This window comes from Ochrobactrum sp. SSR (assembly GCF_030067775.1).
GTDB classification, from domain to species: Bacteria; Pseudomonadota; Alphaproteobacteria; order Rhizobiales; family Rhizobiaceae; genus Brucella; species Brucella teleogrylli.
Genome location: NZ_CP125969.1, coordinates 1,929,267 through 1,942,195, shown reverse-complemented (window position 1 = coordinate 1,942,195; position 12,929 = coordinate 1,929,267). Strand labels below are relative to the sequence as shown.

Genomic DNA, 12,929 nt, shown 5'->3' with positions numbered 1-12,929 from the left:
CCCAAATGTCCATTCACAATAGCAAACAAGACGTGATGGAAGCGAAGCTGACGGCAGCTTTTGCGCCAGAACGACTTGAAATCATTAATGAAAGCCACCTTCACGCTGGCCATCATCATCACGACAGCGATCACCATGCCGCTTTTGACGGCTCCGGCGAGACGCATTTTCGCGTCCGGATCGTCTCCGATGCCTTCACGGGCCTGAGTCGCGTTCAGCGCCATCGCGCCATCAACGAAGTCCTCAAGGACGAGCTGAACAACGGTGTTCATGCGCTGGCGCTTGAACCTTCTGCCCCCGGCGAACCGACGCGCCGGTGATCCCCTATTTAGGTACGCTGCGGCAGAACGCCAACGGCCACGACCGGCTTTCCATCGGCATCCAGCGTCACGATACGCAGACGAGTCAGGCGGTTCTTCTCCTTTTTCAACACGGAGAACCGCTTGCCATGAAAGGTGAAAGCCTGTTTCACTTCCGGGATTGACTGGGTTTCATGAATGACCAGCCCCGCAATCGTCGTCGCTTCCTCGTCGGGCAGCGACCAGTCGAGCGCGCGGTTCAGATCGCGAATCGGCAGTGATCCGTCGACAATGACCGAACCGTCCGGTTGCAGCCGCACGCCCTGCATGTCGATATCGTGCTCATCGGCAATATCGCCGACAATTTCCTCCAGAATATCTTCCAGCGTCACCAGACCCTGCACATCGCCATATTCGTCCACGACGATCGCGATATGCGCCTTGCGGCGCAAAAACGCATTCAGCTGATCCTGCAAGGTCGTGGTATCCGGCACGAACCACGGCTTGCTCGCCACTTTCATGATGTCGATGCGGGTAAAATCATTATCGACGTCGTAAAGCGCCCGTACCAGATCCTTGGTGTGAATGATGCCGACAATATTGTCGATATCGTTGCGCCAGACCGGCATGCGCGTGTGCGGGCTTGCCAGAATATCGCCGACGATCTGCTCGGCGGGCGCGTCGGCATTGATCGTTCCCATCGCGGTGCGATGCACCATGATGTCACTGACTTCCAGCTCCTTGAGATCGAGAAGACCGCCCAACTGGTCGCGATCTTCCTTGATCACCGAACCGTCACGATGCAGCACAGCGACGGCGCCGCGTATCTCCTCGGACGCTGAGAGCATCGAACGCCCTGCCGCCAGATTGATGCCGAACAGCCGCAGGATGACGCGCACGATCCAGTTCACCACCGATGAAACCGGGCCGATGACCGTCACCACAAAGGATACGCTGCGCGCCACCGCCAGCGAAAAGCGGTCGGGCGCGGAAATGGCCCAGGATTTTGGCAGCACTTCCGCGAAGATCACCAGAATGATCGTCATGGCGATAGTGGCATAGGCCACACCGGCGTCACCGAAGAAGGTCAGGAAAATGCTGGTGGCAATCGAGGATGCGAGGATATTTGCGAGATTATTGCCAATCAGCAGCGCGCCGATCAGCCGGTCGCGCCGGCTGATCAATTGCTGCACGACCTCGGCACGCTCGTCGCCCTGGTTTTCCAGCGAATGCATCCGCGCGCGGGACGCAGCCGTCAGCGCCGTTTCGGAACCGGAGAAAAAGGCGGATAGAATGACACAAAGCAGGATGATCCCGCACATGATCCAGAGTTCGAAAACCATTCCGTCGATCTCCTTTTCCGTCCGCGCCGACCGGTTGCGCTATGAAAATTATGCGTCCGCGAGACGTTCCTTCAAAAACTCAAGCACGGCGGCGGGCGGCACATCCTTGGCGATGAAAGACTGGCCGATCCCGTGGGTGAGGATGAAGGTGAGCGCGCCGCGCGCCACTTTCTTGTCCTGCGCGATATAGTCCATCAGCTTTTCCGCAGGCGGAAGGCCGCCCGGCACCTCGCCAAGCGACGTCGGCAAGCCAACGGCCTTCAGATGCGCCTCGACCCGTTCCGCTGCTTCCACACCGGCCAGATTCATCTTGACCGAAAAACGATGCGCCAGCGCCATGCCGATGGCGACACCCTCGCCATGCACCAGACGGCTCGAATCATAACCCGTCGCCGTCTCCAGCGCGTGTCCGAATGTATGGCCGAGATTAAGCAGCGCACGATCACCGGTTTCACGCTCGTCGCGCGCCACAACGGCGGCCTTGGAACGGCAGGATTCGGCAATCGCTTGCGCTCGCGCCGCACCACCGGCAAAGACTTCCTGCCAGTTTTTCTCCAGCCAGGCGAAGAACTCCGGGCGGTCGATGAGGCCATATTTGGCAACTTCCGCATAACCGGCGCGGAATTCACGCGGGCTCAGCGTGTCCAGAACATCCGTGTCGGCCAGCACCAGCTGCGGCTGGTAGAAAACACCGACGAGATTCTTGCCATAGGCAGTGTTGATGCCCGTCTTGCCGCCAACTGACGAATCCACCTGCGCGAGAAGCGAGGTCGGCATCTGCACGAAATTCATGCCGCGCCGCACAATCCCGGCCACGAAGCCGGACAGATCGCCCACCACGCCGCCGCCGAAAGCCACCAGCGCATCGCCGCGCTCCAGCCGGGCCGCCAAAATGGCATTGGTGACGGTTTCAAGCGTCGCAAAGGATTTGGATTTTTCGCCCGGTGCCACAATAACGGGCGTGGCTTCGATACCGGCATTGCCAAAGCTTGTCCGCAGCCGTTCAAGATGCGCTCTGGCGACATTTTCATCGGTGACGATGGCAACGCGCGCGCCCTTCAGGCGCTTGGCAACTTCCGCGCCCGCACGGTCAACGAGGCCCTTGCCGATCAGGATATCGTAAGAGCGCTCTCCCAGCGAAACCGGCACGGTAACACTGTCATGTGCGGACGAAGGCGCATTCATTCTATTCTCCAGTCGATTTTTCCAGATGCCGTTTTTCCAGATGCTGGGCGAGAACCTCGATCAGCTCGTCGGCGATGATTTCTTTCTTCTCTTCGCGCGTCATCATGTGCAGATCGGCAAGCGCATAAACCGGATAGCGCTCATTCATCAGTTTCTGCATGACGGCACGCGGATCGCTGTTGCGAAGAAGCGGCCGGTTCTGGCGGCGGGAAACCCTGTCCATCAACACATCGATATCGGCATTGAGCCAGATGGAAACACCCGCAGCGCCTATGGCCGTGCGCGTTTCGGCATTCATGTAAGCGCCGCCGCCCGTGGCAAGCACCATCGGGCCGTCATCGAGAAGACGCAGGATCACCCGGCGTTCAAGGTCGCGGAATTCAACCTCGCCATAGGCTTCGAACAGTTCGGGGATCGTCATGCGCGAGACAGCTTCGATCTCCGTATCGGCATCGCGGAAAGGCAGGCCGAGCATCGAAGCCATTTTGCGGCCAATGGTGGACTTGCCAGCGCCCATCAGGCCGACCAGCACCAGAACCTTCGTACCGAGCAGACCACGGATGGCGTCGGCTCGCCCGTGGAGCCCCGCCTTCTCATGCAGCCCGGCCTTTTCATGTGAATTGGCTTGTTTTTCTATACTGCTCATCAACCTCATCCATTTGGGATGGTTCCACATGAAAAACCGGGCGGCGTCAATTGCTTTCATGGAATCTGAAAGGAGGAATGGCGGCTTTTTGCAGCGACGCCACCGACATTCTTGCTTTCACCGCAATGCCGCATCATAAACGACAGATGCCTACGCTGACGCGCCTCATCGCTTTCGTCGTCCTGATCGCAGCCATTGTCTATGCTGCGATGTATGCGCTTGCGAATTTCGTCGAGCCGCAGACCCAGGAAATGCGGGTGGAGATTCCAGCCTCCAAACTAAACCCAGTGCCGATTGCGCCACCACCTTCAAATGCTGGAACCGCCGCAAGCGAGACGCCAGCTATTGAAACAACCACGCCTTCACAGGAATAATGATGCGCGCATCGCTGGCGATTGAAAATTTCCTTGAAATGATGAGCGCTGAACGGGGCGCGGCAGGCAATACGCTCGAATCCTATGCGCGCGACCTCACCATGACCGCCGAAGCACTGGCTGAGCGCGGCATCAATCTAGCGGAAGCTGAGGCCGATCACATTCGCTCGGTGCTTGACGGCATGGCGACAGAAGGCTTTGCCGCGACATCGCAGGCGCGGCGGCTGTCCGCGCTGCGCCAGTTCTTCCGCTTTCTCTATGCGGAAGGCTTTCGGCAGGACGACCCCACCAGCGTCATCGATGCGCCGAAGAAGCAAAAGCCGCTGCCAAAAATCATGAGCGTCGATCAGGTCACCCGCCTTCTCGACCGGGCGGCGCTGGAAGCAGGCGAAGCGCAAGAACAAGGCGAGCGCATCAAGGCACTGCGGCTTCATGCGCTGATTGAAACGCTTTATGCCACGGGCTTGCGTGTTTCGGAGCTGGTGGGCCTGCCGGTCCGCGTTGCGCGCACCGATCACCGTTTTTTGTTGGTGCGGGGTAAGGGCTCGAAAGATCGTATGGTGCCGCTGTCGACCAAGGCGCGGGATGCGTTGCAGACCTTTTTGGCCTTGCGCGATTCCCTGCCCGCCTGCGAAGAGAACCCGTGGCTGTTTCCAGCCTTCTCCGAAAGCGGGCATCTGGCGCGACAGGTTTTTGCCCGCGAATTGAAGGGGTTGGCCGCCCGCGCCAATCTTTCCGCCGCCGCCATTTCACCCCATGTTCTGCGCCACGCCTTTGCCAGCCATCTTTTGCAGAACGGCGCTGACTTGCGCACGGTTCAGCAATTGCTCGGCCATGCCGATATTTCGACCACGCAGATTTATACGCATGTGCTTGAGGAAAGACTGCATAAGCTCGTCAGTGAACATCATCCGCTTGCCGATTGAGCCTGCTCCGGTTATGAGAAAAGCAAAATTTGCAAGTTGAGCCCGCAGTGAATATGTAAGGCGCCGTAAAACAGCCTTCTTCAGGCACGCTATTGCGGCGATCTCGTTGGAAACGCACGAACAGTCAGGCCCGATGTACAACTATCTCGATTTTGAAAAACCCGTCGCCGATCTCGAAGGCCAGATTCTTGAGCTGAAGAAGCTCGCGCAGGAACAAGGCAGCGTTGAGATGAGCGACGAGATTCGCCGCCTCGAGAAGCGTTCGGCCGATGCGCTGAAAGATATCTACCGCAAGCTGACCCCGTGGCAGAAGGCGCAGATCGCCCGCCACCCGGATCGTCCGCATTGCCTGGAATATATCGACCGGCTGTTTACGGAATTCACGCCTCTGGCCGGTGATCGCCAGTTCGCCAATGACGAAGCGCTGCAGGCTGGCTTTGCCCGTTTCAACGGACAGCCGGTCGCCATTCTCGGTCAGGAAAAGGGCTCGGACACCAAGACGCGCCTCAAGCACAATTTTGGCTCGGCCCGCCCGGAAGGCTATCGCAAGGCCGTCCGCATCATGGAAATGGCCGACCGTTTTCAGCTGCCGCTGATCACGCTGGTTGATACGGCAGGCGCCTATCCGGGTGTCAGCGCCGAGGAACGCGGCCAGGCGGAAGCCATTGCGCGTTCCACCGCCGAATGCCTGCGTCTGCGCGTGCCGGTGGTCTCGATCATCATCGGCGAAGGCGGTTCGGGCGGTGCTATCGCGATTGCCGTCGCCAACCGCGTCTATATGCTCGAACATTCGATCTATTCGGTCATCTCGCCGGAAGGCGCGGCCTCGATCCTGTGGCACGATTCCACCCGCGCCAAGGATGCCGCGTCCAACATGCGCATCACCGCGCAGGATCTGTTCGATCTCAAGGTCATCGACGGTATCATTCCTGAGCCGCTGGGCGGCGCGCATCGCGGCAAGGAAGCTGTCATCGATGCGGCGGGCGACATGATCACGGCATCGTTACGGTCGATGAAGGATGTCGACGGCGAAACGCTGAAGCAGGAACGCCGTCAGAAATTCCTCCAGATCGGCCGTAATCTCTAATAAAGCCCTGCCAGTTTTGGCATTTCTCATCCGGGATGTTCTTCGCATCCCGGATTTGCATCTTCACGTCATTTCCGCCATATTGCCGTCGCGTTAATTTTTAGATATCCAGGCAAGGATTTGTAAACGATACCGTAAGGTTTGGTTGTCAAAATCACCCTTGCAGGAAATCGTCTCTTGCACCGTTCTAACAGACTCGATGCGATATGAAGATCAGAACCGCAATACTTGGAACCGTCATGGCAACCGCGCTTCTCGCGGGGTGTCAGGGCTCGTCCGTATCCGACCTGAGCTTGCGCGCTGAAAAGCCGCTTCCCGAGAAGATCGTCACCAAGATGAAGGCGAAGGGCATGACCCGCACCTCGCCGATTCTGGTCAGAATCTTCAAGGAAGAAGGCGTTCTCGAAGTTTGGAAGCAGAAGAATAACGGCAAATACGACCAGATTGCCTCTTATGAAATCTGCAAATGGTCGGGCAAGCTCGGACCGAAATATATCGAGGGTGACCGTCAGGCTCCGGAAGGTTTCTACACCGTCCACCCGACGCAGATGAACCCGAAATCCAATTATTATCTCGCCTTCAACATCGGTTTTCCCAACGCCTATGACCGCGCCAACGGGCGCACGGGCCAGAACCTGATGGTGCACGGCGCATGCTCTTCGTCGGGCTGCTATTCGATGACCGACGAAAGCGTTTCTGAAATCTACGCCTTCGGACGCGACGCCTTCAAGGGCGGCCAGCGCGACTTCCAGATTCAGGCCTTCCCGTTCCGCATGACCAATGCCAACATGGCGCGCTACAAGAGCGACCCGAATTACGGCTTCTGGAAAATGCTGAAGCAGGGCTATGACGCCTTCGAAGTGACCAAGGTTCCACCGAAGGTTGATGTTTGCGAGAAGCGCTACGTGTTCAACGTCGCTTCGCCAGACGGAAAGCCACTCTCGGCAACGGATGCCTGCCCGCCATCGGCCAACACCGACGCGATGTCGACGGCCTACGCATCTTATGAAAAGACCTTCCAGAGCGCCTTCAGCGCTTCGCAGAAAGCGCCTGCTCCATCGATTCAGGGCCTGACCGAAGCCAAGCTCGTTTCGGCCTGGAGCGCTGCCCGCGCCCGCGGCGAAAAGGTAACGCGAGAACCGCCGTCGCTCACGCCATCATCGGCTGAAAAGGCTGGCGCACCGGATATTCGTCCTGCTACGCCTGCACTTGCGCAGCCAGCGAGCGCAATTGCCGCAACGGCTCCCGTTGCAGCTCCGGTAGCCGCTCCGGTCACCGCCTCTGTGCCGACACCGCAGCAAAACCCCGCCCAGAGCCCCGCAATGCCTGCCGACGTTTCGCCAGTGACGACCGGCAGCACGGTTGCACAGAATATCGATCAGCCCGCACCTGTGGCTGCACCGGAAGCGAAAAAGCCATGGTGGAAGATCATCGGCAACTGACCACTACCGAGGCGCACATTCCCGTTTATGACCTGAGGGGGCTGAAATGCCCCCTCCCGGTTTTGAAGACCCGTCATCGTCTGGAGAAAATGCCAAGCGGCGCATATCTCTGGGTGGAGGCGACCGACCCGCTTTCCGGTATCGACCTGCCGCATTTCTGCGCGCAGGAAGGCCATGCGCTCATTGAACATGAGCGCAGCGAAACCGTGCAGCGTTTCCTGATCCGGAAAAAATAAGATTCAGTGCTTCGGTGAAAAGCCCGGGATTGCCAGCGGGTTTTCCATCAGCGCTGCGCGATCAGGCCGGTCGAGGCTTGGACGACCCAGAAATGCGTCGAACAGCTCCCGCACATAGCTTTCCGGCAGATCCTTGACGATCATCACCAGAAGCGTCTGCTTCTCACCTTGCGGCCATTGCGGCAGGCGCGCTGGCGGATGGAAGATTTTTTGGACGCCATGAATCACCACCGGACGTTCCGGGTCTTCGGCGATCTGGACGATGCCTTTGACACGCAGCAGCTTCTCGCCATGCGTCGAGCGCAAGAGATCGAGGAACATATCGAAACTCGAGAGCGGAATGGGCGCATCATGCCGCAGCGAAAACGAGCGGATGGCATCGTCATGATGGTGGTGATGCGCATGATGATGATCGTGGTCGCAATTCGGGCCGCAAACATGGTCATGATCGTGCCCGTGATCATGATGATGCGTATGGTCGTGATGATGATGGTCATCATGCTCATAGGCTTCCGCCTTGAGCCAGCGCTGCACATCCGCCGTTTTGGTCTCGGGATTATATAATCCGCATTCGAACAAGGCCGCAAAGCCGGTACGCTGATCGCCTGCCGTCAGAATTTCCGCACCCGGATTGAGCGCCCGCAACCGTGTTTTCAACGCTGGCAAACCCGCCTGTGCTTCCGGCAGATCCGATTTGGTCAGGATGATGCGGTCGGCCATCGCCGCCTGCTTGACCGCTTCCTCGTGGTTGTCGAGTGTCGCCATGCCGTTCACGGCGTCAACGGTCGTCAGCACGCCATCAAGACGGAAGGCCTGCATCAGCACCGGATGCCCCATGATCGAATGCAGCACCGGCGCCGGGTCGGCAAGACCGGTGGTTTCGATGATGACCCGCTTCAGCGCCTTGATGCGCCCGGTCTGCAAGCGGTCGATCAGATCAGCCAGCGTATCGACCAGCTCGCCGCGCACCGTGCAGCAGAGGCAACCGTCGGAAAGCTCGATAACGCCTTCGCTCGCCTGCTCGACCAGCAGATGATCGATACCCACCTCACCGAATTCGTTGATGATGACGGCGGTGTCGCTCAGGGCCGGGTCTTTCAGAAGCCGGTTGAGCAGCGTTGTCTTGCCGGAGCCCAGAAAGCCGGTCAACACGGAGACGGGAATAGGATTTGGCATGGCAAACACTTCACACTTTGAGGGCGCGACACTTCAGGAACACGACTGACAGAGTTGACCCTATCAACCCAATATTATGGTGGATCAGTTGATCGCGGTCGTCTTTATACCCACCGCACGCTGCGGACGCGGCATCGGCACAGGCACCTGCGAAATATGCAACTGGCTCGGCTTTGTGACCGGGCCGGGTTCGGAAACAAGTCCGACCTGCACCGCAACCGGATCGTGATCCATGGCGTGAATATAGGGCGAGTTGATCTTCAGCTTGCCCTCGACATCGCGTCCATCCCAACGATCGGCCATGGCTTCCTTGCTGCAAATCGCCTTACGCATATCGACAGCCTCATTGAGATTGCCGCCTGCGATTGGTCGCAGTGTCGCAAGCGTTGCGCCGCCGGACGCACTGGCGCGAAATGCATCGGTCATCAGCTGCGCAGCCTGCACGGCGCGCGCTTCCTGACGATCCGCGCCGAGTACGATGGCAAGCACCGTGCGACCGTTGCGCGTGGCGGACCCGGCCAGATTGAAGCCCGACGCACAGACGAAACCGGTCTTCATGCCGTCCGCACCGTCATAACGGCCAAGCAGAATGTTGTAATTGGCCTGAATTTTCTTCCCCGCACCTGGATCGATGGCCTCGGTGGCAAAATAATGCGCATATTGCGGGAATTCACGGCGCAGCTGCACAGCGAGCACCGCAAGATCGCGCGCCGTCGTATAATTGTTCGGATCGTGCAGACCATTAGGATTGGCGAAATGCGATCCGACCATGCCGAGACGCTGCGCTTCCGCATTCATGAGCTGTACGAAGCCAGCTTCACTGCCACCGACTGCCTCGCCCACGGCGACGGCGACGTCATTGGCGGATTTGACGAGCATGATCTTCAGCGCGGTATCGAGCGTCATGACCGAGCCCGGCTTGTAGCCCATCTTGCTCGGCGGCTCCTTGGCGGCACGAACCGTCATCGGCACCGGAGATTCAAGCGTCATGCGACCGGACTGGAGCGCGCGAAACGCCACATAGGCGGTCATCATCTTGGTGAGCGAAGCCGGATACCAGCGCTGGAACGCATCCTTTTGGGCATAAACCTTGCCGGTCGCCACATCGACGGCGATTGATGGATTGGCAACTGCCGCTCCCATCGCCGTGCCAGCCATTGCTGCGGCAGCAACCAGGATTTTCAACGACTTCGACAACATTGCGCAGTTCCAATCAATAATGGCCCGCAACTTCTGCGGGTCTCCGTTTGCACGGCTCAATTCAATGGTTCCAAATCGCCATCAGGACGACACACGACACGTTCGGTCATATAAGGAGGATTTGCGTTGCTCTTATCTATGCCATGTGGCGAGGAAAAGGCAAACAGGGATTGCCGGATTTCACCGAAACGTCATATCCTGTACCCTTCAAATCACACCTGATACCCATGCCTATATAGACCCAATACGGGAGCCTCTCCGAAATGCCAGTGCTTAATCGTGCCGTAGAAACACAGGCGGAAATCGCCGGTTGGCGTCGCCAGCTTCACCAGAATCCCGAACTGCTCTACGACGTGCACGACACTGCAAAATTCGTCGCGGAAAAATTGAAAGCTTTCGGCTGCGACCATGTGGAAACCGGCGTCGGACGCTCCGGCGTGGTCGGCATCATCAAGGGCCGCCACGGCGACGGCCCGGCCATCGGCCTGCGCGCCGACATGGACGCTTTGCCAATCAATGAAACCAGCGGCGTCGAATGGGCATCGAAAATTCCCGGCAAGGCGCATTCCTGCGGCCATGACGGGCACACTTCCATGCTGCTGGGCGCTGCACAATATCTGAGCGAGACCCGCAATTTCCGCGGATCGGTCGCGTTGCTGTTCCAGCCTGCCGAAGAAGGCGGCGCGGGCGGCCTCGCCATGGTCCAGGACGGCGTCATGGATCGCTACGGCATTTCGGAAGTCTATGGCGTGCATAATATGCCGGGTTTGCCCGTGGGTCAGTTTGCCATGTGCAAGGGACCGATCATGGCCGCAACCGACGAATTCGATCTCTTCGTCAGCGGTCGCGGCGGCCATGCGGCACAGCCGCACCGCACGATTGATCCGATCCTCGCCGGTTCGCAGCTGATGATCGCCTTGCAGGGCATCGTCTCACGCAATACCGATCCGCTGGATTCACTCGTCATTTCGGTCACGAAATTCATCGCGGGCGAGGCCTACAATGTGATCCCGGAAAAGGCGACATTGTCGGGCACTGTGCGCACGCTGCAAAAGGAAACCCGCGCTTTCGCCGAACGCCGTATCCGCGAAGTGGCTGCCGGGATCGCCGCCGCCACGGGCGCAGAAATTACCGTGCGCTATAAGAACAATTATCCGGTCACCTTCAACCACGATGCGCAGACGGAATTTGCCGAGCGCATCGCCACCGGCGTTGCAGGTGAAGGCAAGGTCAACGCCAATGTCGAGCCGATGATGGCTGCGGAAGATTTTTCCTACATGCTGGAAGCACGCCCCGGCGCCTATATCTTCATCGGCAATGGCGATACGCCGGGCCTGCATCACCCGGCCTACGATTTCAACGACGACGCTATTCCCTATGGCGTCAGCTATTTCGTGTCCGTCGCCGAGACGGCGCTTGCCGCCTGACGTCACTCCAAACTTGAGAAAATCCGTCTACCCCGCTTTTTGCGGGGTTGGCTACCGCCATGAAACCCAGTATGTGTCGAAAATATCCGAACATGCTGGCATCACTGGCAACAGCGGATGGTTTAACGGTCGGTCCCGTAGCTCAGTAGGATAGAGCGACAGATTCCTAATCTGTAGGCCACTGGTTCGAATCCAGTCGGGATCACCACTTAAAAATCACCTATCATAAGGCCAGTTGGCCTGCGAAAAGACGCCACCATCGACCCATAATGTCTGGCCCGTCACGAAACGCGCCGCCTCGGAAGCAAAGAACAGCACCGGACCGGACAGATCCTCAGCGCTGCCGACCCGGCGCAATGGCGTCACCTTGGCCCATGTGCCCGCATAATCGGGCTGTTCCAGCGCCGTGCGCTCATTGAGGATCGCGCCGGGAGCGACACAATTCACGCGAATGCCATGCGGCCCGAGTTCCACCGCCGAAACCTTGGTGAACTGCTCAATGCCGCCCTTGGAGGCCGTGTAGGAAACAAGTTTCGGGAAAGCCAGCTTGTTGCAGCCCGAACCGATATTGATGATCGCGCCGCTCTTGTCGGCATCCACCATCCGCTTGGCCGCAGCCTGCGTGTTGAGGAAGCACCCTTTCAGATTGGTGCGGATGACATCGTCCCACTCGTCTTCGGCGAGTTCCAGCAATGATTTCCATGTCTGGATACCGGCATTGTTGACGAGCACGTCCGGCGCATCGCCAAACCAGCTGCACGCCTCGTCGAAGAAAGCTTCGACCTCGGCTCCAACGCCGACATCACAGGCAAGCCCAAGCGCCTGACCGCCGCCCGCTTCAATCGCCTCGACCAGAAACTGGGCTGCGTCGTCGTCATCCTTGAAGCTGAAAGCCACCGCATAGCCCGCATCGGCAAAAGCCGTAACCAGATGTCTGCCGATCCCCGTGCTGCCGCCTGTGATGACTGCGAATTCGCTCATGCCGCTCCCTCCCTGAAGCATTTCCGAAACCGAACTTAATCGGTTTTCGCCGGTGGTAAACTGGCAGAAAAGAAAATATCGTCCCCATAAGCAGAATGGAGGGAAAAATGAATCCGGACATCACGGAAGCCAAGGGCGCGTGTCACTGCGGAACGGTGCGTTTTCGCGTAAAATTGTCCAATGGCCTGCACAGTGCGCGACGTTGCACCTGCTCCTATTGCCGGATGCGTGGAGCGGTTGCCGTAACAGCAGAAGTGGGCGGACTGGAAATTCTGCAAGGTGAAGATGCGCTGACGCTCTACACTTTCAATACCGGCACCGCGAAGCACTACTTCTGCTCCAAATGCGGAATTTATACGCATCACCAGCGCCGCTCCAATCCACACCAGTTCGGTGTGAATGCGGCATGTCTGGAAGGCGTCTCACCTTTCGATTTCAAAGTCATTCCGGTCAATGACGGCGTCAATCACCCGTCAGACACGCCGAACCGCAAGGGATCGGGTATTGTGGGTTATTTGCGCTACACTGAAGCAGACCAAAGTGATAGTGAGCAATAATTACAGCAAATCAGATCAATAAAAAGACATAAAGCAACACTATAAGTATT

Annotated in this window: 14 protein-coding genes and 1 tRNA gene; 9 read left to right on the top strand and 6 right to left on the bottom strand. The window is 58.3% G+C overall.

Annotated features, from left to right (window positions below; all coding sequences use genetic code 11):
- Positions 1-5: 5 nt before the first annotated feature.
- A complete protein-coding gene (locus tag QLQ11_RS09165; protein WP_109369987.1) occupies positions 6-320 on the top strand; it encodes a BolA family transcriptional regulator in 315 nt (104 codons plus the stop codon).
- 8 nt (positions 321-328) lie between these two features.
- Here QLQ11_RS09165 and QLQ11_RS09160 read toward each other — a convergent pair whose 3' ends face one another.
- Genes QLQ11_RS09160 through QLQ11_RS09150 form a run of 3 tightly spaced genes read right to left on the bottom strand, consistent with a single transcriptional unit; the run spans position 329 to position 3,473 of the window.
- Positions 329-1,642 carry an HlyC/CorC family transporter gene (locus QLQ11_RS09160; protein WP_109369988.1) on the bottom strand — a complete coding sequence of 438 codons (1,314 nt, stop codon included), beginning with the start codon at positions 1,640-1,642 and terminating at the stop codon, positions 329-331.
- A 48-nt stretch (positions 1,643-1,690) separates the two neighbouring features.
- Positions 1,691-2,827, bottom strand: a complete 1,137-nt coding sequence (aroB, locus tag QLQ11_RS09155; protein ID WP_109369989.1) for a 3-dehydroquinate synthase — start codon at positions 2,825-2,827, stop codon at positions 1,691-1,693.
- A 1-nt stretch (position 2,828) separates the two neighbouring features.
- Positions 2,829-3,473 carry a shikimate kinase gene (locus QLQ11_RS09150; protein WP_109370333.1) on the bottom strand — a complete coding sequence of 215 codons (645 nt, stop codon included), beginning with the start codon at positions 3,471-3,473 and terminating at the stop codon, positions 2,829-2,831.
- A gap of 146 nt (positions 3,474-3,619) precedes the next feature.
- Here QLQ11_RS09150 and QLQ11_RS09145 point away from each other — a divergent pair, with 146 nt between their 5' ends.
- From QLQ11_RS09145 to QLQ11_RS09125, 5 genes are all read left to right on the top strand, one after another.
- A complete protein-coding gene (locus QLQ11_RS09145) occupies positions 3,620-3,847 on the top strand; it encodes a hypothetical protein (protein ID WP_109370334.1) in 228 nt (75 codons plus the stop codon).
- A 2-nt stretch (positions 3,848-3,849) separates the two neighbouring features.
- Positions 3,850-4,773 carry a site-specific tyrosine recombinase XerD gene (xerD, locus tag QLQ11_RS09140; protein ID WP_109369990.1) on the top strand — a complete coding sequence of 308 codons (924 nt, stop codon included), beginning with the start codon at positions 3,850-3,852 and terminating at the stop codon, positions 4,771-4,773.
- Between the two features lie 133 nt (positions 4,774-4,906).
- Positions 4,907-5,860 (top strand): acetyl-CoA carboxylase carboxyltransferase subunit alpha, encoded by a 954-nt coding sequence (locus QLQ11_RS09135; protein WP_109369991.1) that lies wholly within the window; start codon positions 4,907-4,909, stop codon positions 5,858-5,860.
- 206 nt (positions 5,861-6,066) lie between these two features.
- Complete coding sequence (locus QLQ11_RS09130) at positions 6,067-7,302, top strand: murein L,D-transpeptidase family protein (protein ID WP_109369992.1); 1,236 nt, start codon at positions 6,067-6,069, stop codon at positions 7,300-7,302.
- Positions 7,281-7,538, top strand: coding sequence for a sulfurtransferase TusA family protein (locus tag QLQ11_RS09125; protein WP_244597188.1), 258 nt, complete (start codon positions 7,281-7,283; stop codon positions 7,536-7,538). The genes QLQ11_RS09130 and QLQ11_RS09125 overlap by 22 nt, the downstream gene beginning before the upstream one ends.
- A 3-nt stretch (positions 7,539-7,541) precedes the next feature.
- Here QLQ11_RS09125 and QLQ11_RS09120 read toward each other — a convergent pair whose 3' ends face one another.
- Together QLQ11_RS09120 and QLQ11_RS09115 are read right to left on the bottom strand one after the other, a co-directional pair.
- Positions 7,542-8,714 (bottom strand): GTP-binding protein, encoded by a 1,173-nt coding sequence (locus QLQ11_RS09120; RefSeq protein WP_109369994.1) that lies wholly within the window; start codon positions 8,712-8,714, stop codon positions 7,542-7,544.
- A gap of 84 nt (positions 8,715-8,798) precedes the next feature.
- Positions 8,799-9,914, bottom strand: a complete 1,116-nt coding sequence (locus tag QLQ11_RS09115; protein ID WP_109369995.1) for a D-alanyl-D-alanine carboxypeptidase family protein — start codon at positions 9,912-9,914, stop codon at positions 8,799-8,801.
- Between the two features lie 263 nt (positions 9,915-10,177).
- On the opposite strand from QLQ11_RS09115, the gene QLQ11_RS09110 reads away from it, so the two are divergent.
- Complete coding sequence (locus QLQ11_RS09110) at positions 10,178-11,341, top strand: M20 aminoacylase family protein (protein WP_109369996.1); 1,164 nt, start codon at positions 10,178-10,180, stop codon at positions 11,339-11,341.
- A 131-nt stretch (positions 11,342-11,472) separates the two neighbouring features.
- A tRNA-Arg gene (locus tag QLQ11_RS09105) sits at positions 11,473-11,549 on the top strand.
- Between the two features lie 8 nt (positions 11,550-11,557).
- On the opposite strand, the gene QLQ11_RS09100 is transcribed toward QLQ11_RS09105, so the two are convergent.
- Positions 11,558-12,322 (bottom strand): SDR family NAD(P)-dependent oxidoreductase, encoded by a 765-nt coding sequence (locus tag QLQ11_RS09100; RefSeq protein WP_109369997.1) that lies wholly within the window; start codon positions 12,320-12,322, stop codon positions 11,558-11,560.
- Between the two features lie 107 nt (positions 12,323-12,429).
- Here QLQ11_RS09100 and QLQ11_RS09095 point away from each other — a divergent pair, with 107 nt between their 5' ends.
- The gene (locus QLQ11_RS09095; RefSeq protein ID WP_109369998.1) at positions 12,430-12,879 is read left to right on the top strand and encodes a GFA family protein; all 450 of its coding nucleotides are present in this window, start codon (positions 12,430-12,432) and stop codon (positions 12,877-12,879) included.
- Positions 12,880-12,929: the final 50 nt, after the last annotated feature.

Coding starts and splice junctions, on each gene's coding strand:
- QLQ11_RS09165 (WP_109369987.1), top strand. CDS start 6: ATGTCCATTCACAATAGCAAACAAGACGTGATGGAAGCGAAGCTGACG.
- QLQ11_RS09130 (WP_109369992.1), top strand. CDS start 6,067: ATGAAGATCAGAACCGCAATACTTGGAACCGTCATGGCAACCGCGCTT.
- QLQ11_RS09150 (WP_109370333.1), bottom strand. CDS start 3,473: ATGAGCAGTATAGAAAAACAAGCCAATTCACATGAAAAGGCCGGGCTG.
- QLQ11_RS09095 (WP_109369998.1), top strand. CDS start 12,430: ATGAATCCGGACATCACGGAAGCCAAGGGCGCGTGTCACTGCGGAACG.
- QLQ11_RS09110 (WP_109369996.1), top strand. CDS start 10,178: ATGCCAGTGCTTAATCGTGCCGTAGAAACACAGGCGGAAATCGCCGGT.
- QLQ11_RS09115 (WP_109369995.1), bottom strand. CDS start 9,914: ATGTTGTCGAAGTCGTTGAAAATCCTGGTTGCTGCCGCAGCAATGGCT.
- QLQ11_RS09120 (WP_109369994.1), bottom strand. CDS start 8,714: ATGCCAAATCCTATTCCCGTCTCCGTGTTGACCGGCTTTCTGGGCTCC.
- QLQ11_RS09160 (WP_109369988.1), bottom strand. CDS start 1,642: ATGGTTTTCGAACTCTGGATCATGTGCGGGATCATCCTGCTTTGTGTC.
- xerD (WP_109369990.1), top strand. CDS start 3,850: ATGCGCGCATCGCTGGCGATTGAAAATTTCCTTGAAATGATGAGCGCT.
- aroB (WP_109369989.1), bottom strand. CDS start 2,827: ATGAATGCGCCTTCGTCCGCACATGACAGTGTTACCGTGCCGGTTTCG.
- QLQ11_RS09135 (WP_109369991.1), top strand. CDS start 4,907: ATGTACAACTATCTCGATTTTGAAAAACCCGTCGCCGATCTCGAAGGC.
- QLQ11_RS09145 (WP_109370334.1), top strand. CDS start 3,620: ATGCCTACGCTGACGCGCCTCATCGCTTTCGTCGTCCTGATCGCAGCC.
- QLQ11_RS09100 (WP_109369997.1), bottom strand. CDS start 12,322: ATGAGCGAATTCGCAGTCATCACAGGCGGCAGCACGGGGATCGGCAGA.